Origin of the sequence: Methylotuvimicrobium buryatense (assembly GCF_005931095.1) — a bacterium.
Classification (GTDB): domain Bacteria; phylum Pseudomonadota; class Gammaproteobacteria; order Methylococcales; family Methylomonadaceae; genus Methylotuvimicrobium; species Methylotuvimicrobium buryatense.
Genome location: NZ_CP035467.1, coordinates 2,449,457 through 2,469,525, shown reverse-complemented (window position 1 = coordinate 2,469,525; position 20,069 = coordinate 2,449,457). Strand labels below are relative to the sequence as shown.

The window sequence follows — 20,069 nt, the reverse complement described above, 5'->3', positions numbered from 1 at the left end:
ATGCTGGCAAAGCCTTTGTCGGACACCCAGGCGCCTACTCTAGCACTGCCGAAATTTGAAGTGCGAAAGGTATATCAATATTTTCTAATTGAAATGTTTCCATTTTACCCAAGCGGCACAAGCAATTCCGACCAATATGTAGGTGTAGCTATAGACGAAAACGTATAAACCAGTGGGGTTGTGGGTAGCGGCATCTCGAAGGCTCGGCGTTACCAGCCAAGTCCACAAAACCGCAGGTATCAAGTAAAACAAAAAGCCCAAGGCTGCCGTCTTTAACGGATTGCGTCCCTTAGCTTCGGCGTCTCGATAATACCAATAAGCAATTGCAAGCGCGACAACAGTGCCAATCATAAACTTTTCTCCTTTTAATAATGATGAATATATACCCTTTGCTAGTCAAATTTCGGCGTCGGGGTGCCCGTCAAAAGACGCCGTGAATACGTCCATGTAGGCTCTATGACAGCATCCATGCTGCCAAAGCCTTTGCCGAACACCCCAACGCCTCCATACGCTAATGCCGAAATTTGAAGTGAGATAGGTATATTTACACCATTTATACAAAAAAATCGTTTGCCTAACGTTCATGAAGCCCCCGCCATCGCCCCGGCAAATGAAAGTTCTCGGTGGCTGAGGGTGCGGTCACTCGCCCGACAGGACGCCGTGAATACGTCCCTGTAGGCTCCATGCTGGCAAAGCCTTTACAAGCGCCATGGATGGCGTGAATGTCGATTTTGCAGGAGCAAAAATCGACCGAGCACCCCTGTGCCTCCTCAGGCGCTGCCGAAATTTGAAGTGCGAAAGGTATAATTAAGCTCCAAGACTTGAACCTCAGTGATGAACCCAGTCTGCGCCTAGCGTGCCGATTAAACTTTCCGTATAACCCGCTTGGCTTAATTCGGCAAGCATAGTTTCAGTTTTCTCAAGCTTCACTTCCAGTTTCGAATATTCGGATGGATCGCTGTTTTCTGTTTCGTTTAAGCGTTCTGTAATTATGTCGCGATGACGCCGCCATAAGGCCAAATCGCGCTGGTGTTTGATGGAGAGTCGCTCACGATACCAATCGCTTGCCAGTAGTGAGTCTCGTGTAAATAAATCCCGAATCGCCGGGTCGTCGATGGTTTTACCTTCATAGTGTCCATAAGCCATGATATGTAAAAGGGCTTTGAGAGGCGGACAGGCATCGTTTATCGTGCCGTCCTGGAAATAAATCAGAGCCACCCGTTGCTGCGTTTCATAGACGTTATCGATGCCGTCGACAAAAGCGGCAAGATCTTGGGTTTCAGGTTTCAACATCGCTTCGTCGAATACCGCTGTCGGATAATCGAAGACCTTACCGAAGTTGGTATGCACGAAACGCTCGGTTATCCGGTAACCGAGCCGGCTTGCATACACGGTTCTGCCTTCGTATTCGAAATCTTCCAGCTTTTCGAGATGGCCGTTTGCTATCAGATAGCGCGCATCGCGCTCGGCAACAGGCAAGCGCGACCAGATTTCCGGAATCAGCAGACTGATGTCGTGATCGATTCTACGCTGAGTTCCGATGTAACCGGCAGCGGTCGAAAAGCCGTCGTAGCCGCACAAAATAAACGAGACTAGCGCGGTATTCAGATCGGCGGTCGTACTCAAGGCATTGAACGGCCCTTTGGTCAATGCGCCTTCCGATCCGGCTCCCGTCGTGGAAGGAGATTTGCCGGTTAGACTGCACACAAAATCCATGAACAGTTCCGGTAACTCTTGATAATGGATGGGGTTGTAAACTGCCAAAGGCCGGATGCCGGCAGCTAAGTCCTGCGGGTTGTTGCGGCGCCCGGGAAGAACCGCATTGACCGGAAAGTAAACCGCTTGATCGGCATTGAGGCTTCTAGCCAAACGAGTCGATATTTCGGCAATATAACGCATTCTCGGATCGGCGATATCGGGCCGTATTTGCAGATAGCGCACATTTTGGCTAGGTTTGCCGTCGACCAATCTCGGATGTGCCGATGAGACGAAAAATTCGTCCTCCTGTCCTTCGGCAGCTCGTTCGATCAATTTACGCATCGGCTCGCTGAATTCTTCGAAGTGAATGATATCTTCAATAAGATCGCGTGCATCTTGTGTAGTTAGTGGTTGAAAATTGGAGATAAAGTTATTGCCTCCTGATAAATCACGCTCGGTTTGTAAATCGCTGCCTCGATGGACGGCATCGTCGGGGCGCTGGAAAAAACTTTGCTCGCAATTTTCGACTAATTTTACGGAAGAATTTTGATAATCGGGGTCGAGCCCAGTGAGTTTTTCAGAAGGCACAACGGTCGATGCGCTGATGTCGTCTTCCATTTGAACTTTAGCCGAAGCGATAAAATCTTGGCGGAGTTTGAAAACGCGCCAAGCACCGTTCGAATCGAAGCCAACTCGTAGGTAACTGGCGATCAGTTTGCGCCCTTGGTATTTCAGCTCATTTCCGGGGTAGCTATTAACCACATCTACTGAAAAATGATCGCGCCAATTATTGCCCCATTCCTCACGGTAAAAGCGTTTGATAATCAGCACAATTGCCCAAATGTGCTGGGGAATTTGCTCCAACCATTCGTTATAAGCATCGGAATAGTCGGTGATCGAAGGTGTCAATAGCTTGATGACCGAACCCAGTGTACGTTGATTGCTGAGCAAACTGCGCTTATCGCTGCCGTGTCGGGCCGGGTCGCGGAAACGGGTCGAATAATCGTGTTTGAAAATAGTCTCGACGATATCCATGTCTTTTTCGAAGTCTTCGACGAAAATGGTTCCGGAAATGACGGCGCCGGCTATGGATTTGGAAATTTCCGATTTACCGCCGCCGGAGACCGTGCTGGGCTTGTGACAAAATGTCCCTTCGGGTAGGGTGCCGACCAAACGCCAGCTCGGCGCATGAGGATGGCGTTCCATGTGGACCTTGAAACCGTTTGGATAGATGTAAGTGTGTTTAGCGAGCAGTTTAAGCGATTGTGGGCGGCCGTTTTGCAGCCAATTGATTCGTTGCTGCTGCACATTGATCTCGGCTGCTGCCGGAATGTATATGATCTCCGGAAAATTGTTGTCGACGGCGTAACCTTCATCCTTCCTTTGAATCATCGGCGATAATTGTTCGCATAGCTTATCGAACGAATAGCGTTGATCGAGATCGGTGCCATGCGGTAGATAAATGTCGCCAAGATTCATTCTGGGAAACGCCAACGCGCCGCCTGCATGTTCTTCCTCGCAGTCGCCGAAGAGATTGGCCGAATAGCTGATTTGAGATTTGATCTCTTTTTTGCTGTAACCGAAATAATTGTCGGCGATTAAGGTGACGACGACGCCTTGCATATTGCGACAAACCAATTTAAACGGTTTGCCGTCGTTGTAAAGTTCGTCTTCACGATGCCAGCACATACCGTCCTTGCGTTGGCGTTCGCTAGCATCGTCGTAATGGGGGAGGCCGATATCTTTTTTCCGGCAATGCACCAAATGCGGGGCTAAAATAATGCAACCGGTATGCCCTGTCCAATGTTCGATATCGAGTGCCGCATCGTTCTCAGGTAGGAAAGGATCGCCGGCATTGCCGAAGATCGATTCGACGAAATCCAAGTTAGCGACCAATCCGCCCGGTGCGAAAAAACGGGTTTCCATGGTTTTGACCGGGCTTATCGGTTCGATTGCAGGACGAACGATGGGTCTCAATAATAACGAGACCCAAAGCGTGGCCGGCTTATTTTGTAGGCTTGTGAAAGGCAAGCGAAGTAGATCGCTTGGTGGAGTCAACGCGTGTTGTAATAACGCGGCATAGGCGTTGACGGGTACTTCGCTTTTATCGCCCGGCACGGGAAGTCCGCCTGCAACTATATGAAAGACCCCTTTAGTTGTCCGCCGATCGTTTTGAGGATTATGCAAGACGCCTTGTAAAACACGATAGGAGTCGACATAAGCGGAGTGAAACTCGTTATGGCGATAAGGCAGCGATAATTCCCGGGCTTGACCTTTTTGCTCGAGAATGAATGTTTCGCCGGGTAACTGAACCGAAACGTCGACGTTATTTTCGATGAGGTAAGCGTTTAAAAAGTCTTGTATCCGTTGATCCGCTGGGCAACGGTAATTGGCCAACAGGCGGCGTTGCTGCGAATAATTCTTTAACAGGCTATCGGCGATTTTTAGATATTGCCGATCACCTTCGGCTTCGCAAGTGGGTTGATTCAGTGCGGCTAGTTTCAGATTGATATGCTGTAGCCCTTCGTGCTCTTCGGTGCTACTCGGACTATTTTGGATGGGTGCGGTTGATAAGGTCATGGTCGGCTCCGGCAAGGTTTCAGTCTAGCTGTGTTCGAGGCGGCACGATTTAATCTCGAGTGCAGGCGGTTTCTGGATAAAAATTAATAAACCGTTTAGGAATATGCACAAAATAACTTATACAAGTAGTAGGCTTTGTGGCGGTTTGGTGACTCGCTTGACAGGACGCCGTGAATACGTCCGGGTAGGCTTGACGGCGGCTATCCCTGCCGCCGACACCTGTCAATCGAGCCACCAAATCCCCTTCCAACCGTTGTTTAAGTTATTTCATGCTCGTTCCTTAGCTTTTCGACGAATCCGATAAGACTGGAAGTCAATCGTTTCCTAAATTAAGTTTCGGCCGTTTCGAGTATTTGAAGAATAGGTTATACGATTATTGAAAAATAAAAAAGAATTGAATCGATGTCGATTTTGACTAAATTAATTAGGCAAGAAGATTTAGCTCCCGACCACTATCTGCATGTGGCAAGCGGAAAATGAAACCTGATAGACTGTTTATCCATTCAGGTAATTTAGGAAGCAGCGAAGAAAAGCCTGCTATCTTGATGCTTTGACGAATATTGCCAAAGATTAATACGCTAAACAAGATTGCATAATGACGTATGAGTCCGTAGCATTCGTATTCCAGGGACGAATTAATAGTATCACCGAAAAATGCCCATTTGTCTCATCGGCCGGTTTTATCAATATGCGTAACAGATCGATTTCCCGGTTTTTGTTGGTGGATTACTTTCGTTAATCTTATAATCATAGACATAATCAATACACTATTAGTAGGTATATCAGTGAATCAAACGCTTAAAGAAATTTTAGCCGACCCTGAATTCAAAGAAGGTGAGGCATGGTTTCGTCATGCATTCAAGGCACAGGATGTGTTGGTGAAAGAGGGCGATATCGGCAATACCTTATTTGTGATTGAAAAGGGCAACTTGCGGGTAACCGGACAGGTTGGCCTAGAGCAAAAGAAACAACTTCAGGCCGGATTTTGCGATCTTAAGGAAGGCGATATTTTCGGAGAAAGCTGTCTTCATGAGATTCACCGGCGGACTGCGACCGTTACGGCAATTTCCGAAGGTTGTGCTTGGGAAATTGTCGGTGATAAATTAAATGCGTATTTTGAGAAGCATCCCGATCTCGGTTATTTGTTTTATAAAAAATTATTCGTTATTTTGACTGAACGCATGAAAAGTGCCAATCACCGCATTGAAAACCTTTTGGCTTGGGGGCTAAGAGCGCATGATATCGAGCGGCATTTGTAAACGGGTTTTTCGATTGAGTTCATGATGAGGTAAATTATGGGCAAATTATTGATAATGATTGGCGGTTTTTTATTGGTATTAGGCTTGCTCATTAGTTACGCGCCCGGATTGATCAGTTGGTTCGGTAATTTGCCGGGCGATATCAAAATCGTTGATGAAAGACGATCCATTTTCATTCCGATCACGTCGATGATTGTTATCAGTCTTGTTCTGAGCATTCTAATCAATCTATTTTCATCGCTAAAATGATTTGTTTGTTTCCTAATCGTTGACTACTTCCACTATATACTTCGCGCGGCCACATTTTCTGGTAAGCTAACGCGCTCTTTTGTCCGGTAGCTGCGTTACCTACATGGATGTAGGTAAGGGGCGTGAGCAGGAGCGGAAGCTTTGCGAAAACAGTTACATAGCTTGCTATGCGCCTGTTTTCGCGCCTTGCTACCGAACAAAATAGCATTGCCATAAAACCCGAAAATATGACCGCGCGAAGTATAAAATCAAAGCGTAACAAGCCAAAAAATAATACGCGCCGACAGCCTAAGCCAAAAGCTCGTCGCTCCGCTAAATCAGCTAAGAAAAAAAACGTCAGATTTCCGGATAGCTTCAAGCATAAATTAATGTTGGCGGCTATTGAATTGACCGGTTTAAGCATTACGCTTGTATCAGCGATTATCGTGCTGCTAGGCTATTCGGCAGAACACTTTACTGGAACTCAATTTCTTACCAGTCTTTTGCCGTTTGCTGTAGGGGTATTGGTTTTAATTCTATTCGCTTCGTTTTTGTTCTTGATTTGGTGGAAGCTTCGGCGAAGCTTACAGGGTAGAGCCGTGATGTTAATGCCCGTGTTTTCAGTGATTTTAGCTGTCGGCTCCGGAAAAATGATCATGAATGATCAATTTGCGATAGCTTTCGATCATTTTCGTATGCTGGTCGGCGGAAAGCAAGAAGTGCGCAGGGTAACGCTTGCGCATCAGGTTTATGCCGCATATCGCCGTCAAGGGGTCGGCGCAATGCAGCAAATGGTGGCTCGAGGAGAAAAATACAGCCCCCTTGTTCAGGACGCCGCGCGGCGTTTCCATATCGATCCCGATCTATTGTTGGGCATTGCGGCGGCGGAATCTTCTTTTCTCCCTCGGAATAGTTCGGATGGCGGCCGTGGATTATTTCAAATTACCCGGGTGCCGAAAATCGTCGAAAACGAAGCGCAAAAACATTTCTCCGGACAAAAGCTTTCGATTATCGACGATCGTTATAATGCCCACCTTGCGGCCGCAACCTTTAAATATTATTTGGACGAAATGCAAGGCGATTTGTTGTTAGGGCTATTGGCCTACAACATAGGTCCGGCCAACGGCGGTCTACGTTTTATCATGCAAAAATACGGCGTCACCGACTTCACGACAATTCAGCCTTATCTTCAGCATTTGCCGAGGGATTATCCGATTCGAGTATTGTCCTACGCGCTTGCTTTTAGACTTTGGCGACAGGAAGGCTCGCTTCCGGCTTACCAAGAAGGCAGTAATGCCGTGCGGATTCAACGTATCGGCATTCCAGGCCTGACAAGCGACTTTTAAGTCCTGTCGATAGTCGTAAATTCAGCTACTATTCTAATCAATAGGCTCGAAGTATATATATTTCTCACGCTGTTTATTGCGATAAGTATGGGGAGTTCGATGAATAAACCAACGATTTTATTTGCCGTTCAGAGTTATGAGCTAAAGCAATCGATACAGACCGTCTTACATCATCAAGCAGTCGAATTGGTCGAAGCTAAGACTTGTCAGGAAGCGTTGAAATACTTTCAAACATCGAATCCGCAATTACTGATCCTCGAATCTCCATGCCAGGACGGTGTCGATACGCTGGCTATTGTTAAATCCTTTCATGAAAGAGACCGAAGATTTCCGGTTATCTTGGTCACAACGCAAGGATCTGAAAGGCTTGCGATTTCGGCATTACGCATAGGAATTAAGGATTATTTTGAATATCCGTTTTCCGATCGAGACTTGATTGATTCGATCACTAAATTGTTAAGCCCCCGGGCCTCAACGGTTTCTAGCGCCCAGGCTTTAAATTCGGCCCTTCATCACCCTTTCGTCGGAAGTAGTCATTCGATGCAAAAGGTAAAAACCTATTTGCAAAAAGTCGCTCATGTCGACAGTCATGTGCTGGTTACCGGAGAAACGGGAACCGGAAAGGAGCTCGTTGCTAAATTTATTCACACTTATAGTCAACGCTCGCATAAACCCTTCATCGCGATTAATTGCGCGGCCTTACCCGATAGTTTATTGGAAAGCGAATTATTCGGTTACGAAAAAGGGGCTTTCACCGGCGCGCAAACCGCATATGCGGGAAAATTAAAAATGGCGGATGGGGGGACGGTCTTTTTCGACGAAATCGGGGATATGAGCCCATACGCGCAAGCTAAAATACTCCGCGTTCTGGAAAGCAAAGAGGTTTATCCGTTAGGCGCTAAGCAAAGCGTTGCACTCAATATTCGAATTATCGCGGCCACTAATCGGCATTTGGAAAAAATGATGTTGGCAAAAGAATTTAGGGACGATCTTTATTTTCGTCTCAATGTCGCCCGAGTTCATTTACCCCCTTTACGGGAACGCAAAGAAGATATTCCGGAATTACTCAATTTTTACCTCAACCAATTCAATCAGCAATTTGGGTTAAATCTGCTCGGCTTAAGTGTAGAAGCCTTAGAGGCTTTATTCGATTATCATTGGCCGGGGAATATACGTGAATTAAAAAACGTCTTAGAAACCGTCTTTATAGACTCTCCCCATGAACGAATTTCCAGAGAAGATTTACCGGAACCGATTTGCGGCAACAAAGTGTCTAAAGCGTTTTCAGGTCTAGATGACCTTGAACGTGAGCATCTATTGGCCGCTTTAAATGCTGCAAATTGGAATAAAAGTAAAGCCGCCGAACAGTTGCAATGCTCGAGAATGACACTTTACAGAAAGATGGAAAAACACCGCATCAGTACTAAAAAAGCCTACTAAAACCAGCAATTGCCGAGGAGCAAAATCTGTCCTGCCGCCGATATCTGTCAATCGAGCCACCAAACCTTTCCAGCAGTTGCCGAGCAGCCCGACGCCTTCTTAGACACTGCCGAAATTTGAAGTGCGAAAAATATGCGGTTTACGTCAATCAATTACATCAGGAGCAAGCGATGAAAAAAATTTTGGCTATTCAAAGCGCACCATCGAGACACTGGGTAGGTGACGGTTTTCCGGTACGGTCCTTGTTTACCTACGGTTCCGGGCAAACCGATAGAGTCAGTCCGTTTTTGCTTCTCGATTATGCGGGCCCCGAATATTTTGCCGGCGCCGATAAACCGCGCGGAGTCGGCGAACATCCGCATCGGGGTTTCGAAACCGTCACGCTGGTTTATCAAGGCGAGGTGGCGCACAAGGATTCGACCGGGCAGGGCGGCGTAATCGGGCCCGGCGATGTTCAATGGATGACCGCTGGCTCGGGAATCCTGCATGAAGAATTTCACTCCGAAAGCTTTACTCAAACGGGCGGGATGCTCGAAATGGTTCAGCTTTGGGTCAATCTGCCGGCCGAGTACAAAATGACTCGGCCCAACTATCAGGCCATCTTGAGCCGGTCGATTCCGGAAGTCGAATTGCCGGACAAAGCCGGGACGATTCGGGTCATTGCCGGAAGTCATGCCGATACGGTTGGGCCGGCGCGGACGTTTTCGCCGATGACCGTTCTGGACATGCGCCTAAATTCGGGGCAAACCAAAATAAGCGTACCTAATGGCTGGAATACCATACTGGTCGTATTGCATGGCAAAATCAAAATCAATAACGACCTTGTCGCTGAAGCGGCCCAACTGGTCGTATTGGATCGTGCTGGCGATTATCTCGGCTTCGAAACAGGCGATGACGCAAAGGTGCTTTTACTCGCGGGAGAACCGATCGACGAGCCGGTCGTCGGCTACGGGCCGTTCGTAATGAACAGCGAAAACGAACTTCAACAGGCTTTAGCCGATTACCGGGCGGGCAAATTCGGTAGGATTCCCGCATCCGGTTGAGACCTACCATTCGACGAACGGGGTGGTCTAATCCGCATTATCCCGTTCGGCTTTATTAAGGCTATGTTCGCGTTAATAGTTGAAATTACTACTACGTACGCTGTGCGTACCACAGCAGTCCACTGCCATAAAGTTTAGGGAAGCCCGTCATTCCGCCATGGACTGGCGGAATCCAGTACCATGGATGGCAAGCTTTTTAGGCACAGTAGAGCCTAAATGCAAGCATTACTTATTTCTGTGATGGCTTATAACTTAATGGCAGTGACCACAGCAGTCCCACCCGTAGCTTAACGCGCCTTCATATGTTGCCTTGTGCCGACATCAGGTACGCTCAACGTACCCTACAATCCACATTGAACTTTTAAGTGCTTCCGGTAGTGGTGGGTGTTTCAACTATTACCGCATACATAGTTTTTATTAACTTCACCTGTAACTCCCTATCGTAGAACTTGTCTAAGAAAAAATCCTCCGATTTCACTTAGCAGAAGCCGGCAATTGAATTGCTATAGTAATACGAGAAACGTTTGGCATAATGAGGCGACAACGGCATAGCAAACGAAACTTATAGTAAAAAATACTGTTTAAACCTAAAGACACTTAAAAACATAAGTTCATATTCTAATGTTTTGTGTGACTTTGGAGACAATGAGCGCATCCATGGTCTAATGACAAATAAATGAAGTAATCAATCATTGTGGGGTTGTGATGAGTATATTTGAGCGTTATACAGCAAAATACGAGGAATTAAAGGACGAAGAATTGACTCTTCCGGAATACTTGGAGCTTTGCAAAAAAGATCCGCTGACTTATGCCAGCCCGGCCGAGCGCATGCTAGCGGCTATAGGGGAGCCGGAATTATTGGATACGCATAACGATCCCAGACTTAGCCGAATATTTTCCAATAAGGTCATAAAAATTTATCCTGCTTTCCGCGAATTTTACGGAATGGAAGAAGTCATCGAGCAAATAGTCGCATTTTTCCGTCATGCGGCCCAGGGTCTGGAAGAAAAGAAACAGATTCTTTATTTGCTGGGTCCGGTCGGCGGCGGTAAATCTTCGCTGGCCGAACGGCTTAAAGTATTGATGGAAAAAGCGCCGTTTTATGCGATTAAAGGTTCGCCGGTATTCGAATCGCCATTGGGGCTTTTCAATGCCGATGAAGACAGCGATATTCTTGAAAAAGACTACGGCATCCCCGGCCGTTACCTCAATACCATCATGTCGCCTTGGGCGACGAAACGGCTGCATGAGTTCAACGGCGATATACGTCAGTTCAGAGTCGTTCGGATTCGTCCTTCTATTCTTAAACAGGTTGCCGTTGCCAAAACCGAGCCGGGCGATGAAAACAATCAGGATATTTCATCGCTAGTCGGTAAAGTCGATATCCGTAAACTGGAACTGTATTCTCAAGACGATCCCGATGCCTACAGCTATTCGGGCGGCTTGTGCCGGGCCAACCAAGGCTTGCTGGAATTCGTGGAAATGTTCAAGGCGCCGATCAAGGTACTACATCCGCTGCTGACTGCGACGCAGGAAGGCAATTACAAAGGCACGGAAGGTTTTCCGGCGATACCGTTCCAGGGCATCATTCTGGCCCACTCGAACGAATCGGAGTGGCAGGCTTTCAGGAACAACAAAAACAATGAAGCGTTTCTCGACCGGATTTATATCGTCAAGGTACCTTATTGCCTGCGCGTTTCGGAAGAAATCAAAATCTACGACAAACTGCTGGAAAACAGCTCATTGCACGACGCGCCATGCGCGCCCGGCACCTTAGAAATGATGGCGCAATTTGCGGTGTTATCCCGCTTGAAAGAGCCGGAAAACTCCAATATTTTTTCCAAGATGCGGGTGTATAACGGCGAGAATCTGAAAGATACCGATCCGCATGCCAAGTCTTATCAAGAATACCGCGATTTCGCCGGCGTCGATGAAGGCATGACCGGTCTCTCCACTCGGTTCGCTTTTAAGATTCTGTCTAAGGTATTCAACTTCGACAACACCGAAGTCGCGGCCAATCCGGTTCATCTTTTGTATGTCCTCGAACAGCAAATCGAACGCGAACAATTTCCGGCCGAAGTCGAGGAGAGGTATTTGTCTTACCTCAAGGGTTATCTAACGCAAAAATACATCGATTTCATTGGCAAGGAGATTCAAACCGCCTATCTGCAATCCTATTCGGAATACGGACAAAATATCTTCGATCGCTACGTGACCTATGCCGATTATTGGATACAGGATACCAATTACCGCGACCCGGATACCGGAGAGATGTTCGACCGGAGCTCCTTGAACGATGAACTTGAAAAAATCGAGAAACCGGCCGGTATTAGTAATCCGAAGGATTTCCGTAACGAAATCGTCAACTTTGTGTTACGGGCTCGCGCCAAAAACGGCGGAAAATATCCGGCCTGGACCAGTTACGAGAAACTTCGCACAGTGATCGAAAAGAAAATGTTTTCAACGACAGAAGACTTATTGCCGGTGATTTCTTTCAACGCCAAGGCTTCGCCCGAAGATCAGAAGAAACATGAACAGTTTATCGATCGGATGATTGAAAAAGGCTATACCGAAAAACAAGTGCGCTTACTTAGCGAATGGTATTTGAGGGTGCGTAAATCGTCTTAACGCTTGAGGAGAAATGTGTGGCTCAAATTGTAGATAGACGTCTGAACGGAAAGAATAAGAGCGCCGTCAACCGGCAGAAATTTATTCGCCGTTTTCGCAGCCAGATTAAAAAGGCCGTGACCGACGCGGTAAACGAGCGGAGCGTGACGGATTTGGATAAAGGCGAAAAAGTTTCCATTCCTGCAAAAGATATCTCGGAGCCTTTTTTTCACCATGGTAACGACGGTTATCGGGAGATCATTCATCCGGGAAACAAGGAGTTTCGGCAAGGCGATAAAATAAAACGGCCCGAAAGCGCCGGAGGCGGGCGAGGCAAACAGGCCTCCGACTCCGGCGAAGGAATGGATGAATTCGTCTTCGAATTAACTCGTGAGGAATTTTTGCACTTCTTTTTTGAAGATCTCGAGTTGCCCAACCTAGTCAAAACCCGTCTGGCGACGCTCCAGGAAACCAAAAAAGTGCGCGCCGGCCATACCAGCGACGGTATACCTACCAATATCAATGTCATTCGTTCATTGCGCAGCGCGATGGGACGGCGCATCGCCTTGCGCGCGCCCTATCGTAATAGGATTGAGGAGGCCGAAGCACAACTGGAAGACTTGCTCAAACGTTACAGCGAAACCGATGCCGTGGTTATCGAGTTGCGTGAAGAAATCAAACGGCTCAAGGAAAAAATCGAGCGCATTCCGTTCATCGATACCTTCGATTTACGCTACGACAACCGCATAGACATGCCTAAACCGACGACCCAAGCGGTGATGTTTTGCATCATGGATGTTTCGGGTTCGATGGGGCCCGAAGAAAAAGATATGGCAAAACGCTTCTTCATGCTGCTGTATCTTTTTCTGACGCGCACCTATGAAAAAACCCAGGTCGTATTTATCTCTCATCATACCGAAGCCAATGAAGTCGATGAAGAAACCTTTTTCTATTCCCGGGAAACCGGCGGTACGGTCGTATCGAGCGCACTCATCTTGATGAAAAAGATCATCGAGGAACGTTTTCCGATCTCGGAATGGAATATTTATGCCGCGCAGGCCTCCGACGGCGACAACTGGGATAACGATTCGATAGACTGCAAAAAGATACTGTCCGAACAGATCATGCCCTATATGCAGTATTACGCTTATATCGAAATCACCGAGGACAGACATCAAAACCTTTGGCACGAATATTCGACTCTGAAAGACACCTGGAGCAATTTTGCGATGCAACGAATTGCCACAGTGGCCGATATCTATCCGGTATTTCGTAAACTTTTCGAGAAGTCAAAAGCATGAGTAGAAAAACCCTATCGGAAACATCGGAGTGGACCTTCGAGCTGATTGAAAAATACCATACGGAAATCGCCCGTATCGCAAGTGATTTCGGATTGGATACCTATCCGGTACAACTGGAAATCATCACGGCCGAACAAATGATGGACGCCTATGCCTCGGTCGGCATGCCCATCGGCTATAGCCATTGGTCATTCGGCAAGGAATTCGTCAAGAACGAAAAACGCTATCAAAAAGGCCAAATGGGCCTGGCTTATGAAATTGTGATCAATTCGAACCCCTGTATCGCCTATTTAATGGAAGAAAATAGCATGACGATGCAGGCCCTGGTTATCGCGCATGCCGCTTACGGCCACAATTCGTTTTTCAAAAATAATTACTTATTCACGACCTGGACCAGCGCCGATTCTATTATCGACTATCTGCTGTTTGCCAAAAATTATATAGCCGAGTGCGAAGAGCGCTACGGCGAAGAGCAGGTCGAAGCCATTCTCGACTCTTGCCACGCCTTGAGAAACTTTGGCGTGGACCGTTACAAACGCCCCTCCAGATTGTCTCTACAAGAAGAGCAGGCCCGGCAGCGTGATCGCGAAGCCTATCTGCAATCCCAAGTCAACGAGTTATGGCGCACCATACCGACCAAAGAACCGGTCTATAGCGCCGCTGACGAAGCCGTCCGCTTTCCCGAGGAACCTCAAGAAAATATTCTCTATTTCATTGAAAAAAATGCGCCTTTCCTGGAGCCCTGGCAACGCGAAATCATTCGCATCGTGCGCAAGATAGCCCAATATTTTTATCCGCAACGCCAAACTCAGGTGATGAACGAAGGCTGGGCGACTTTCTGGCATTACACGATCTTGCATCAAATGTATCAGGAAGGCCTGGTGACCGATGGGTTCATGATCGAATTTCTCCAATCGCATACCAATGTCGTTTACCAACCGGCCTTCGATAGCCCTTATTATTCGGGTATAAACCCCTATGCCTTGGGTTTCTCGATGATGAGCGACATCCGCAGAATATGTGAAAAACCGACGCCCGAGGACGAACGTTGGTTTCCGGAAATAGCCGGCAGCGATTGGAACAAGACCTTGCATTTTGCGATGCACAATTTCAAGGACGAAAGCTTTATCAGCCAGTTTTTATCCCCTAAAGTCATTCGCGACCTCAAACTATTTTCCATCTTGGATGATTCCAATGAGCGGGAAATCGCCGTGACCTCGATTCATGACGAAGACGGTTATCGGCATATCCGGCAAGCCTTGTCGGAACAGTACAATTTGGGCAGTAACGAACCGAACATTCAGGTTTATCACGTTGACCGTAAAGGCGACCGTTCGCTGACGCTACGCCATACCCAATATCACAGAAGGTTCTTAGCTCAAAGTGCCGAACATGTCTTAAAGCATGTCGCAAGACTCTGGGGCTTCGATGTTCGGCTTGAAACAGTGGCTGAAGACGGAACGCTGCAAACGATAATGGAATGCAAACTTTAATCGTCGTAATCGAATACTCAAGCCTAGCGAAAATAAAGATATTTACATTACTTCTGAAAAGCTCACACTTCGCGGGGCGAGTTGTTCAACAGCCCCAAACGCAGCAATCCCCAGTTTGAGCAGTTTCGCCGATTTTAGGGTGCGGGGTATGCCTGTCGATGAGCGCCGTAAACCCATCCATGGGGGCTTGGCGGCAGCTCGAACGCCAAGGATGGCGTGAATGCAGATTTTGCAGGAGCAAAAATCTGCCCTGCTGCCGACATCCTCGCCAAGCATACCCCACACCCTTTTTGATCCCCAAATTGGGAATTGCTGCCCCAAACGTTTTGATTTGCTTTAGTCCTGCTTTAGGGTTAGTTAAACGGCAGAACAGATCTGTTTGCTGTTTAAAAGTGCATGAAGTGAAGAATTAAGCCGAATAGCCTATCTTTGATCATGCGCGACTTTTACATCAACGGTTTTTTGAGATGTGTTGTTCGAAGCATCAGAGCATTCGACCGTGATTGTATAAACTCGCCCTGAACCCTTTCCTGAGCGTTCGGCTCTTAACTCAACTGTCAGGTCACCCGTAATGTTCCAATCCGGACTGGTGTTACCGTCGCCGAGGCCGTTGACTGGTTCGTTGCTGCTCACCGAGGTGATTTTGCACGAGGCGCTAGGATCGCAGACGTCGGAAACCGATACATCGACCATTACATTCACCATCTTGTGGTTGGGAGGCCAAAGGCTAGCGGGTGTCGCGGTTAGGCTTTCAATTTCCGGCGGAGTCGTGTCTTGGATCGTGACGTTCGACGAACAACTGGCAGTATTGCCGGATTTATCGGAGCTACTGAACTTGACCGGTGTGACGCCTAAATCGAAGAAGTCGGGTGCATCGTTATTAAGCGATGGGTTGGCATCACAAATATCGTTGACGCTGGCGCCGGCCAAAAATGCCGCTATTTCGGAGTCGGTCGCATTGTTGCCGCCCGGAGCGCTACATTCGAGCGTGACCGCAGTCGGACAGGTCAGATTGGGTTTGGTGGTGTCTTGAACTCTTACCGTGAATTCGGCTGCATTGGGCAGACAAGCCGCGACATTATCGTTCACATCGACCCGGCATCTTTTGGTTCCAAGCGGAAAGAAGCCTTCGGGGTTAGCCGCTGAGTCGTCGTTCAAGGCAACATCGGCGGGACAGCGCCAGTTGTAGGTCAAAGGGTTGTTTTCCGGATCCTGGGCATTCGCATCCAAGATGATATTCGCTCCACCGGTAACACTGCATTCCTCGGTGATGTTTTGGGGGTTCAAGGTCGGCGGTAAATTGACCGTATCGCCATAAGCCTCTGTGAACATACGCAGATTGTCTTGCGAAATCGTGCGCCGAACACCGTTTCCGCCGCTGAATCCCAACATCAAGTCACCACCGACTCCGGGATGACTCAGCTCGTTGACGACGCTGGAACCCGAGCCGCCCAAACCGTCGCCGCGAAGCGATACGTCATAAGCGCCGGATTGTAGATGCACGCAGCCAGGGTTTGGCGCTTGACCAGCCACCGGAAAAGGCGAAGTGCAGGCCGAATTGCTGACGAAATTTCCCGGCGAAGGATTTTTCATCGCGTCATAGTTCGGATTCGTGAAGCCGCAAGGCTCTCCACACAGCCAGCCGTGCGCATGACCGAATTCGTGTAACAGAGTCGAATACAAATCCGCGCGGTTCGGGCCGTTTTCAAATTGCCATTGTGAGCCGGCGATCGGATCGAAATCGTAAGTGTCGGTTGGTGATGCCGCGCCGTCTGGTGCCGGTGCGACATACCAGACGGTACTGCCGTCATTATCGAACGTCGTGATGCCTTCAGTGGGGATATTGGAGGCGTTAACGGCCGACGTAAAACCGGTACCAAGTGTGCCACCTGTTAATGAGCTGCCGCTGACTTCAAGTCTAAAATTGCGATTGGTCGTGATGCGGGCATCCCAGCAGGCTGCGGCGGATTCAACGAGGGCTCGCTCGTCGGCATCGCTGCCGGAATTGTTTAGGTCACCGACGGTTCCTACAATTGTGGTATTTACTGCATAACCTGCCATTGGCGCTAGGCCTAGGATCAGCAGAATCGGGTAGCAAAGTTTCGATTTTGGTTTAAACATGATTGGTTACTCCCAGCCTTCTGAATAGGGATCGACATGCTGCAAAACTCGGTTTGACCGCCTAGCGGTCAACAGGCGAACATGACTGTTCTCTCCGAGTGTGAATGTCGGTTATCGGATTGTTTCTTCGTCTTGATCATCGTTGCCGTTGTCATCGTCGCCCCTTTTGATGCACTCGATGCTATCGTCATTGAGCAATCTTTCGGTGCTGGACATGATGTGGTTGACGATATCCTTATAGGCCCTATTAGCCCTGGGGTTATCGACATCGTCGGCGATCCATTGATATTTTTCAGAGTTACCAATGACGCTTAGCGTAAACCTTGATCCGCCTGGTGCTACTGGGAAATTGGGGCCCGCCAGTTGGTCTTCCAATTGATCGGCTTCATATTTCACTAGAAAGTCCAGAATCGCGCTGTAACTCTCATAGGGAATCGGACATACGGTCGTTTCGCTGTCTTGAATTACGAGCAGTTGGGCTGCATCGCCTGTGGGACGAATCGTAATCGATTTGTGGCTGTAGGGAGCATCGCCTGGCTTTTCTAACAAGATTATGTCGGGATCGGCCGCGTCGGCCGTTTGTGGAAAGTGAGCAATCGCTAACAGCAAGCCTAAATTAAGCGCTGCGAATCGGGAGGAAACTTTAAGCTGGGTTATTCGGTTCATAGTTTACGCCTCTCAAAAAAGACCAAAAAGTTTACTTCGTCCCTGAAATGGCCTGAAATGGGGTGTAAGTGTTTATAAATAATCGTAGGTTGTTAACAATCTTTACCATCCTCAAGGCGGTTTATTTCAATCGAAGTTATTGTTATAAATTTAAATCTTAGTAAACGCCCAGGCCAAATCCTTCACGAGATCTTAGATATTAAATAAAGATTCTGTCAATTGTCCAAAGGTACGATAACAGGACAAATTTTTTTATTGAAAATCAACTCATGGGGCGGGTTGTTCAAACCTCTCCAAACGTTTGGATTTGCTTAGGCCTTGTTCGAAATGCTCGAGACTGAGTTACTAAGTCCTATTTCGAATACAACTGTCACAGTCTGTAACACCTTAATGTTACAGATTTCAAGTCTCTGTTAATAAAGCATATTCTATTCGATTGATAAGCCTTCCTTCGCTCTCTGTAACAGGCTGTTGTTACAGAGAGCAAAATGTGACGAATTCAATCTAATATTTTCTTATATTTATCAAGAATTTGAGTTTTTAATCGATTCGTCAAACATGGCATCGTTTTTGCCGTTTATTCATGAAAAAGCTGTTCAATGAATAAATTCGGTAATAGGAAGCGCCGCATGATCGCACATGCTCTGACGATAGTCCTGAACGAACTCAATCGACATTTGACTGGTCATTACGGGGCGGACGTCATGAATGTCTGTCGCTTGGGGAACTTGGCCGACGGCTTTGGAAACGGGGCGGGCGCCAATCCGCGTGATGTACTTTATTTATCGGTGGTCAACATCAAGGAAGAAAAAACTTTAAAGAACGTGCCGCACTTCACCCGCAACGACGTTACGCTTCGCACCGTCTATGAAAACCCGCCGACCTTTCTCAATTTTCAATTACTGCTCGTCGCCTCGCACAGTAATTACACCAATGCCTTATTGATGCTGTCGCGAGCGATACGCTTTTTTCAGGCGCAAAACGTTTTCACGCAGGATACGGTCGACCCCGCGTCAATTTCGAATAATGCGCCCGCCAATCCGCTCGATCAACTCGAGTCGTTCAAACTGATTTTCGATCTGTATTCTCCGACGATGGAGGAAGTCAATCACCTCTGGGGAACCTTGGGCGGTAAACAATACCCGTTCGCGATCTACGTACTGCGTATGTTGGATTTGAAATTCCGGGCGGTCAAAAGCGAGAGGGGCGTCATTACTGAAGTCGTTCACGATTTCCGGCATAAATCCGGATTGGCGGTCGCCAATGAGTGAGCAAATTCGCGTTAAATATCGGCGCCTCTTTGAAGTGAAGGTGCTGCATCACTATTGGCTGGACGATGGTGCGACCGTATTCGATTCGATCGCCGACCCGCTGAAAATACAACAGCGCTTATCGTCATATGATGTCCGCACCTTTCTTGAGATTCGTCCGACCCCAAAGACAGAGAAGCAACTGAAAGCCTATCGGGCTATTTTGATCAATAGCACTTTAGGCGTGATCGCGGCGGTTCCGGAAGAGGCTGTTATTGCTAGCGATGCGCTTTTCGAGTTTGCGGTTATCGTGCGCAACCCGGCATTCATTAATTACACCGCGTTGACGCTGAGACGGCAACGCATCATCGATTTTTTCGATGCCGAACTAGGCAAACGTTATTTGTACAAGGAAAACGTACCGGTCTTATCGAATTTGACCGGTGCTTCTAGAGGCGCCGGCGACGATGAAGTCCTTTTTTTATCCAAGGAATTTCCGGCGATTGCTAATGACGATCCCGTCGAAGCGATAGGCTTATCGGGCAATGCACTGACACAGCTTATCGCAGATCAGCCGGGCGATCTGCTTCATACGATTACCGATCAAGCCGGGCTTTGGCCGGTTTATGTGCATCAAGGCGATGTTCCGGTAATGGCAGTGCCGGAGATGGAGGGCGCGGTTTTTCGCGGTATTGCCTTGGATTCGAATCTGCCGAAGGATGTATTTGCGCTGATTCGCTTGCATGCCGAAAGACCGGGCGATAGCCGATTCAGTTTGATCGATAGTCAGGGCAGGGCAAAGCAACCCCCGCCTTCGTTTCATGTGCGACTGAAAAATCGCTCGACATTTTGGCATTATTTAAACCAAAACAACGGTTCCTTGGAATTCGAAACCGCCGAGCCGTTGCCCTCAACTTATTTCGGCAATGCCGGAAATCGCCGCAAACCCTCCGAAAACTCAGTCAAGCCGGTTTTAAGCGGCGATAGAGTGATTAAACTCGTTTCGGAGATTTATGAGTAATCTTTAATATGAATCG

At 47.8% G+C, this 20,069-nt stretch carries 14 protein-coding genes; 10 read left to right on the top strand and 4 right to left on the bottom strand.

Annotated features, from left to right (window positions below):
* Window positions 1-84: 84 nt before the first annotated feature.
* Complete coding sequence (locus tag EQU24_RS11055) at window positions 85-351, bottom strand: hypothetical protein (RefSeq protein WP_017839448.1); 267 nt, start codon at window positions 349-351, stop codon at window positions 85-87.
* 477 nt (window positions 352-828) lie between these two features.
* Window positions 829-4,278, bottom strand: coding sequence for a PPi-type phosphoenolpyruvate carboxykinase family protein (locus tag EQU24_RS11050; RefSeq protein ID WP_017839449.1), 3,450 nt, complete (start codon window positions 4,276-4,278; stop codon window positions 829-831).
* A gap of 785 nt (window positions 4,279-5,063) precedes the next feature.
* Here EQU24_RS11050 and EQU24_RS11045 point away from each other — a divergent pair.
* From EQU24_RS11045 to EQU24_RS11005, 8 genes are all read left to right on the top strand, one after another.
* Window positions 5,064-5,537, top strand: coding sequence for a Crp/Fnr family transcriptional regulator (locus tag EQU24_RS11045; protein WP_017839450.1), 474 nt, complete (start codon window positions 5,064-5,066; stop codon window positions 5,535-5,537).
* Between the two features lie 36 nt (window positions 5,538-5,573).
* Complete coding sequence (locus EQU24_RS11040) at window positions 5,574-5,786, top strand: DUF2905 domain-containing protein (RefSeq protein WP_017839451.1); 213 nt, start codon at window positions 5,574-5,576, stop codon at window positions 5,784-5,786.
* A 167-nt stretch (window positions 5,787-5,953) separates the two neighbouring features.
* A complete protein-coding gene (locus EQU24_RS11030; protein WP_017839452.1) occupies window positions 5,954-7,111 on the top strand; it encodes a lytic transglycosylase domain-containing protein in 1,158 nt (385 codons plus the stop codon).
* A gap of 99 nt (window positions 7,112-7,210) precedes the next feature.
* Complete coding sequence (locus EQU24_RS11025; protein ID WP_017839453.1) at window positions 7,211-8,551, top strand: sigma-54-dependent transcriptional regulator; 1,341 nt, start codon at window positions 7,211-7,213, stop codon at window positions 8,549-8,551.
* Between the two features lie 170 nt (window positions 8,552-8,721).
* Window positions 8,722-9,594 (top strand): pirin family protein, encoded by an 873-nt coding sequence (locus EQU24_RS11020; RefSeq protein ID WP_026130022.1) that lies wholly within the window; start codon window positions 8,722-8,724, stop codon window positions 9,592-9,594.
* A 705-nt stretch (window positions 9,595-10,299) separates the two neighbouring features.
* Complete coding sequence (locus EQU24_RS11015; RefSeq protein ID WP_017839455.1) at window positions 10,300-12,222, top strand: PrkA family serine protein kinase; 1,923 nt, start codon at window positions 10,300-10,302, stop codon at window positions 12,220-12,222.
* Between the two features lie 17 nt (window positions 12,223-12,239).
* Entirely contained in the window at window positions 12,240-13,502 is a 1,263-nt protein-coding gene (locus EQU24_RS11010; protein WP_017839456.1) for a YeaH/YhbH family protein, read from the top strand.
* Window positions 13,499-14,995, top strand: coding sequence for a SpoVR family protein (locus EQU24_RS11005; RefSeq protein WP_017839457.1), 1,497 nt, complete (start codon window positions 13,499-13,501; stop codon window positions 14,993-14,995). The genes EQU24_RS11010 and EQU24_RS11005 overlap by 4 nt, the downstream gene beginning before the upstream one ends.
* Before the next feature lie 423 nt (window positions 14,996-15,418).
* On the opposite strand, the gene EQU24_RS10995 is transcribed toward EQU24_RS11005, so the two are convergent.
* The gene (locus tag EQU24_RS10995) at window positions 15,419-17,116 is read right to left on the bottom strand and encodes an HYR domain-containing protein (RefSeq protein ID WP_017839458.1); all 1,698 of its coding nucleotides are present in this window, start codon (window positions 17,114-17,116) and stop codon (window positions 15,419-15,421) included.
* A gap of 111 nt (window positions 17,117-17,227) precedes the next feature.
* Complete coding sequence (locus EQU24_RS10990; protein ID WP_017839459.1) at window positions 17,228-17,782, bottom strand: hypothetical protein; 555 nt, start codon at window positions 17,780-17,782, stop codon at window positions 17,228-17,230.
* A 629-nt stretch (window positions 17,783-18,411) separates the two neighbouring features.
* On the opposite strand from EQU24_RS10990, the gene EQU24_RS10985 reads away from it, so the two are divergent.
* Together EQU24_RS10985 and EQU24_RS10980 are read left to right on the top strand one after the other, a co-directional pair.
* Window positions 18,412-19,053, top strand: coding sequence for a Pvc16 family protein (locus tag EQU24_RS10985; protein ID WP_017839460.1), 642 nt, complete (start codon window positions 18,412-18,414; stop codon window positions 19,051-19,053).
* Window positions 19,046-20,053: a hypothetical protein gene (locus tag EQU24_RS10980; protein ID WP_017839461.1), complete on the top strand. Its 1,008-nt coding sequence runs from the start codon at window positions 19,046-19,048 to the stop codon at window positions 20,051-20,053. The genes EQU24_RS10985 and EQU24_RS10980 overlap by 8 nt, the downstream gene beginning before the upstream one ends.
* The last annotated feature ends 16 nt before the right edge of the window (window positions 20,054-20,069 follow it).

What these genes read in the sequence shown, in the direction of transcription:
- EQU24_RS11055 (WP_017839448.1), bottom strand. Translation starts at nt 351, where the DNA reads ATGATTGGCACTGTTGTCGCGCTTGCAATTGCTTATTGGTATTATCGA.
- EQU24_RS11050 (WP_017839449.1), bottom strand. Translation starts at nt 4,278, where the DNA reads ATGACCTTATCAACCGCACCCATCCAAAATAGTCCGAGTAGCACCGAA.
- EQU24_RS11040 (WP_017839451.1), top strand. Translation starts at nt 5,574, where the DNA reads ATGGGCAAATTATTGATAATGATTGGCGGTTTTTTATTGGTATTAGGC.
- EQU24_RS11030 (WP_017839452.1), top strand. Translation starts at nt 5,954, where the DNA reads ATGCGCCTGTTTTCGCGCCTTGCTACCGAACAAAATAGCATTGCCATA.
- EQU24_RS11025 (WP_017839453.1), top strand. Translation starts at nt 7,211, where the DNA reads ATGAATAAACCAACGATTTTATTTGCCGTTCAGAGTTATGAGCTAAAG.
- EQU24_RS11020 (WP_026130022.1), top strand. Translation starts at nt 8,722, where the DNA reads ATGAAAAAAATTTTGGCTATTCAAAGCGCACCATCGAGACACTGGGTA.
- EQU24_RS11015 (WP_017839455.1), top strand. Translation starts at nt 10,300, where the DNA reads ATGAGTATATTTGAGCGTTATACAGCAAAATACGAGGAATTAAAGGAC.
- EQU24_RS11005 (WP_017839457.1), top strand. Translation starts at nt 13,499, where the DNA reads ATGAGTAGAAAAACCCTATCGGAAACATCGGAGTGGACCTTCGAGCTG.
- EQU24_RS10995 (WP_017839458.1), bottom strand. Translation starts at nt 17,116, where the DNA reads ATGTTTAAACCAAAATCGAAACTTTGCTACCCGATTCTGCTGATCCTA.
- EQU24_RS10990 (WP_017839459.1), bottom strand. Translation starts at nt 17,782, where the DNA reads ATGAACCGAATAACCCAGCTTAAAGTTTCCTCCCGATTCGCAGCGCTT.
- EQU24_RS10985 (WP_017839460.1), top strand. Translation starts at nt 18,412, where the DNA reads ATGATCGCACATGCTCTGACGATAGTCCTGAACGAACTCAATCGACAT.
- EQU24_RS10980 (WP_017839461.1), top strand. Translation starts at nt 19,046, where the DNA reads ATGAGTGAGCAAATTCGCGTTAAATATCGGCGCCTCTTTGAAGTGAAG.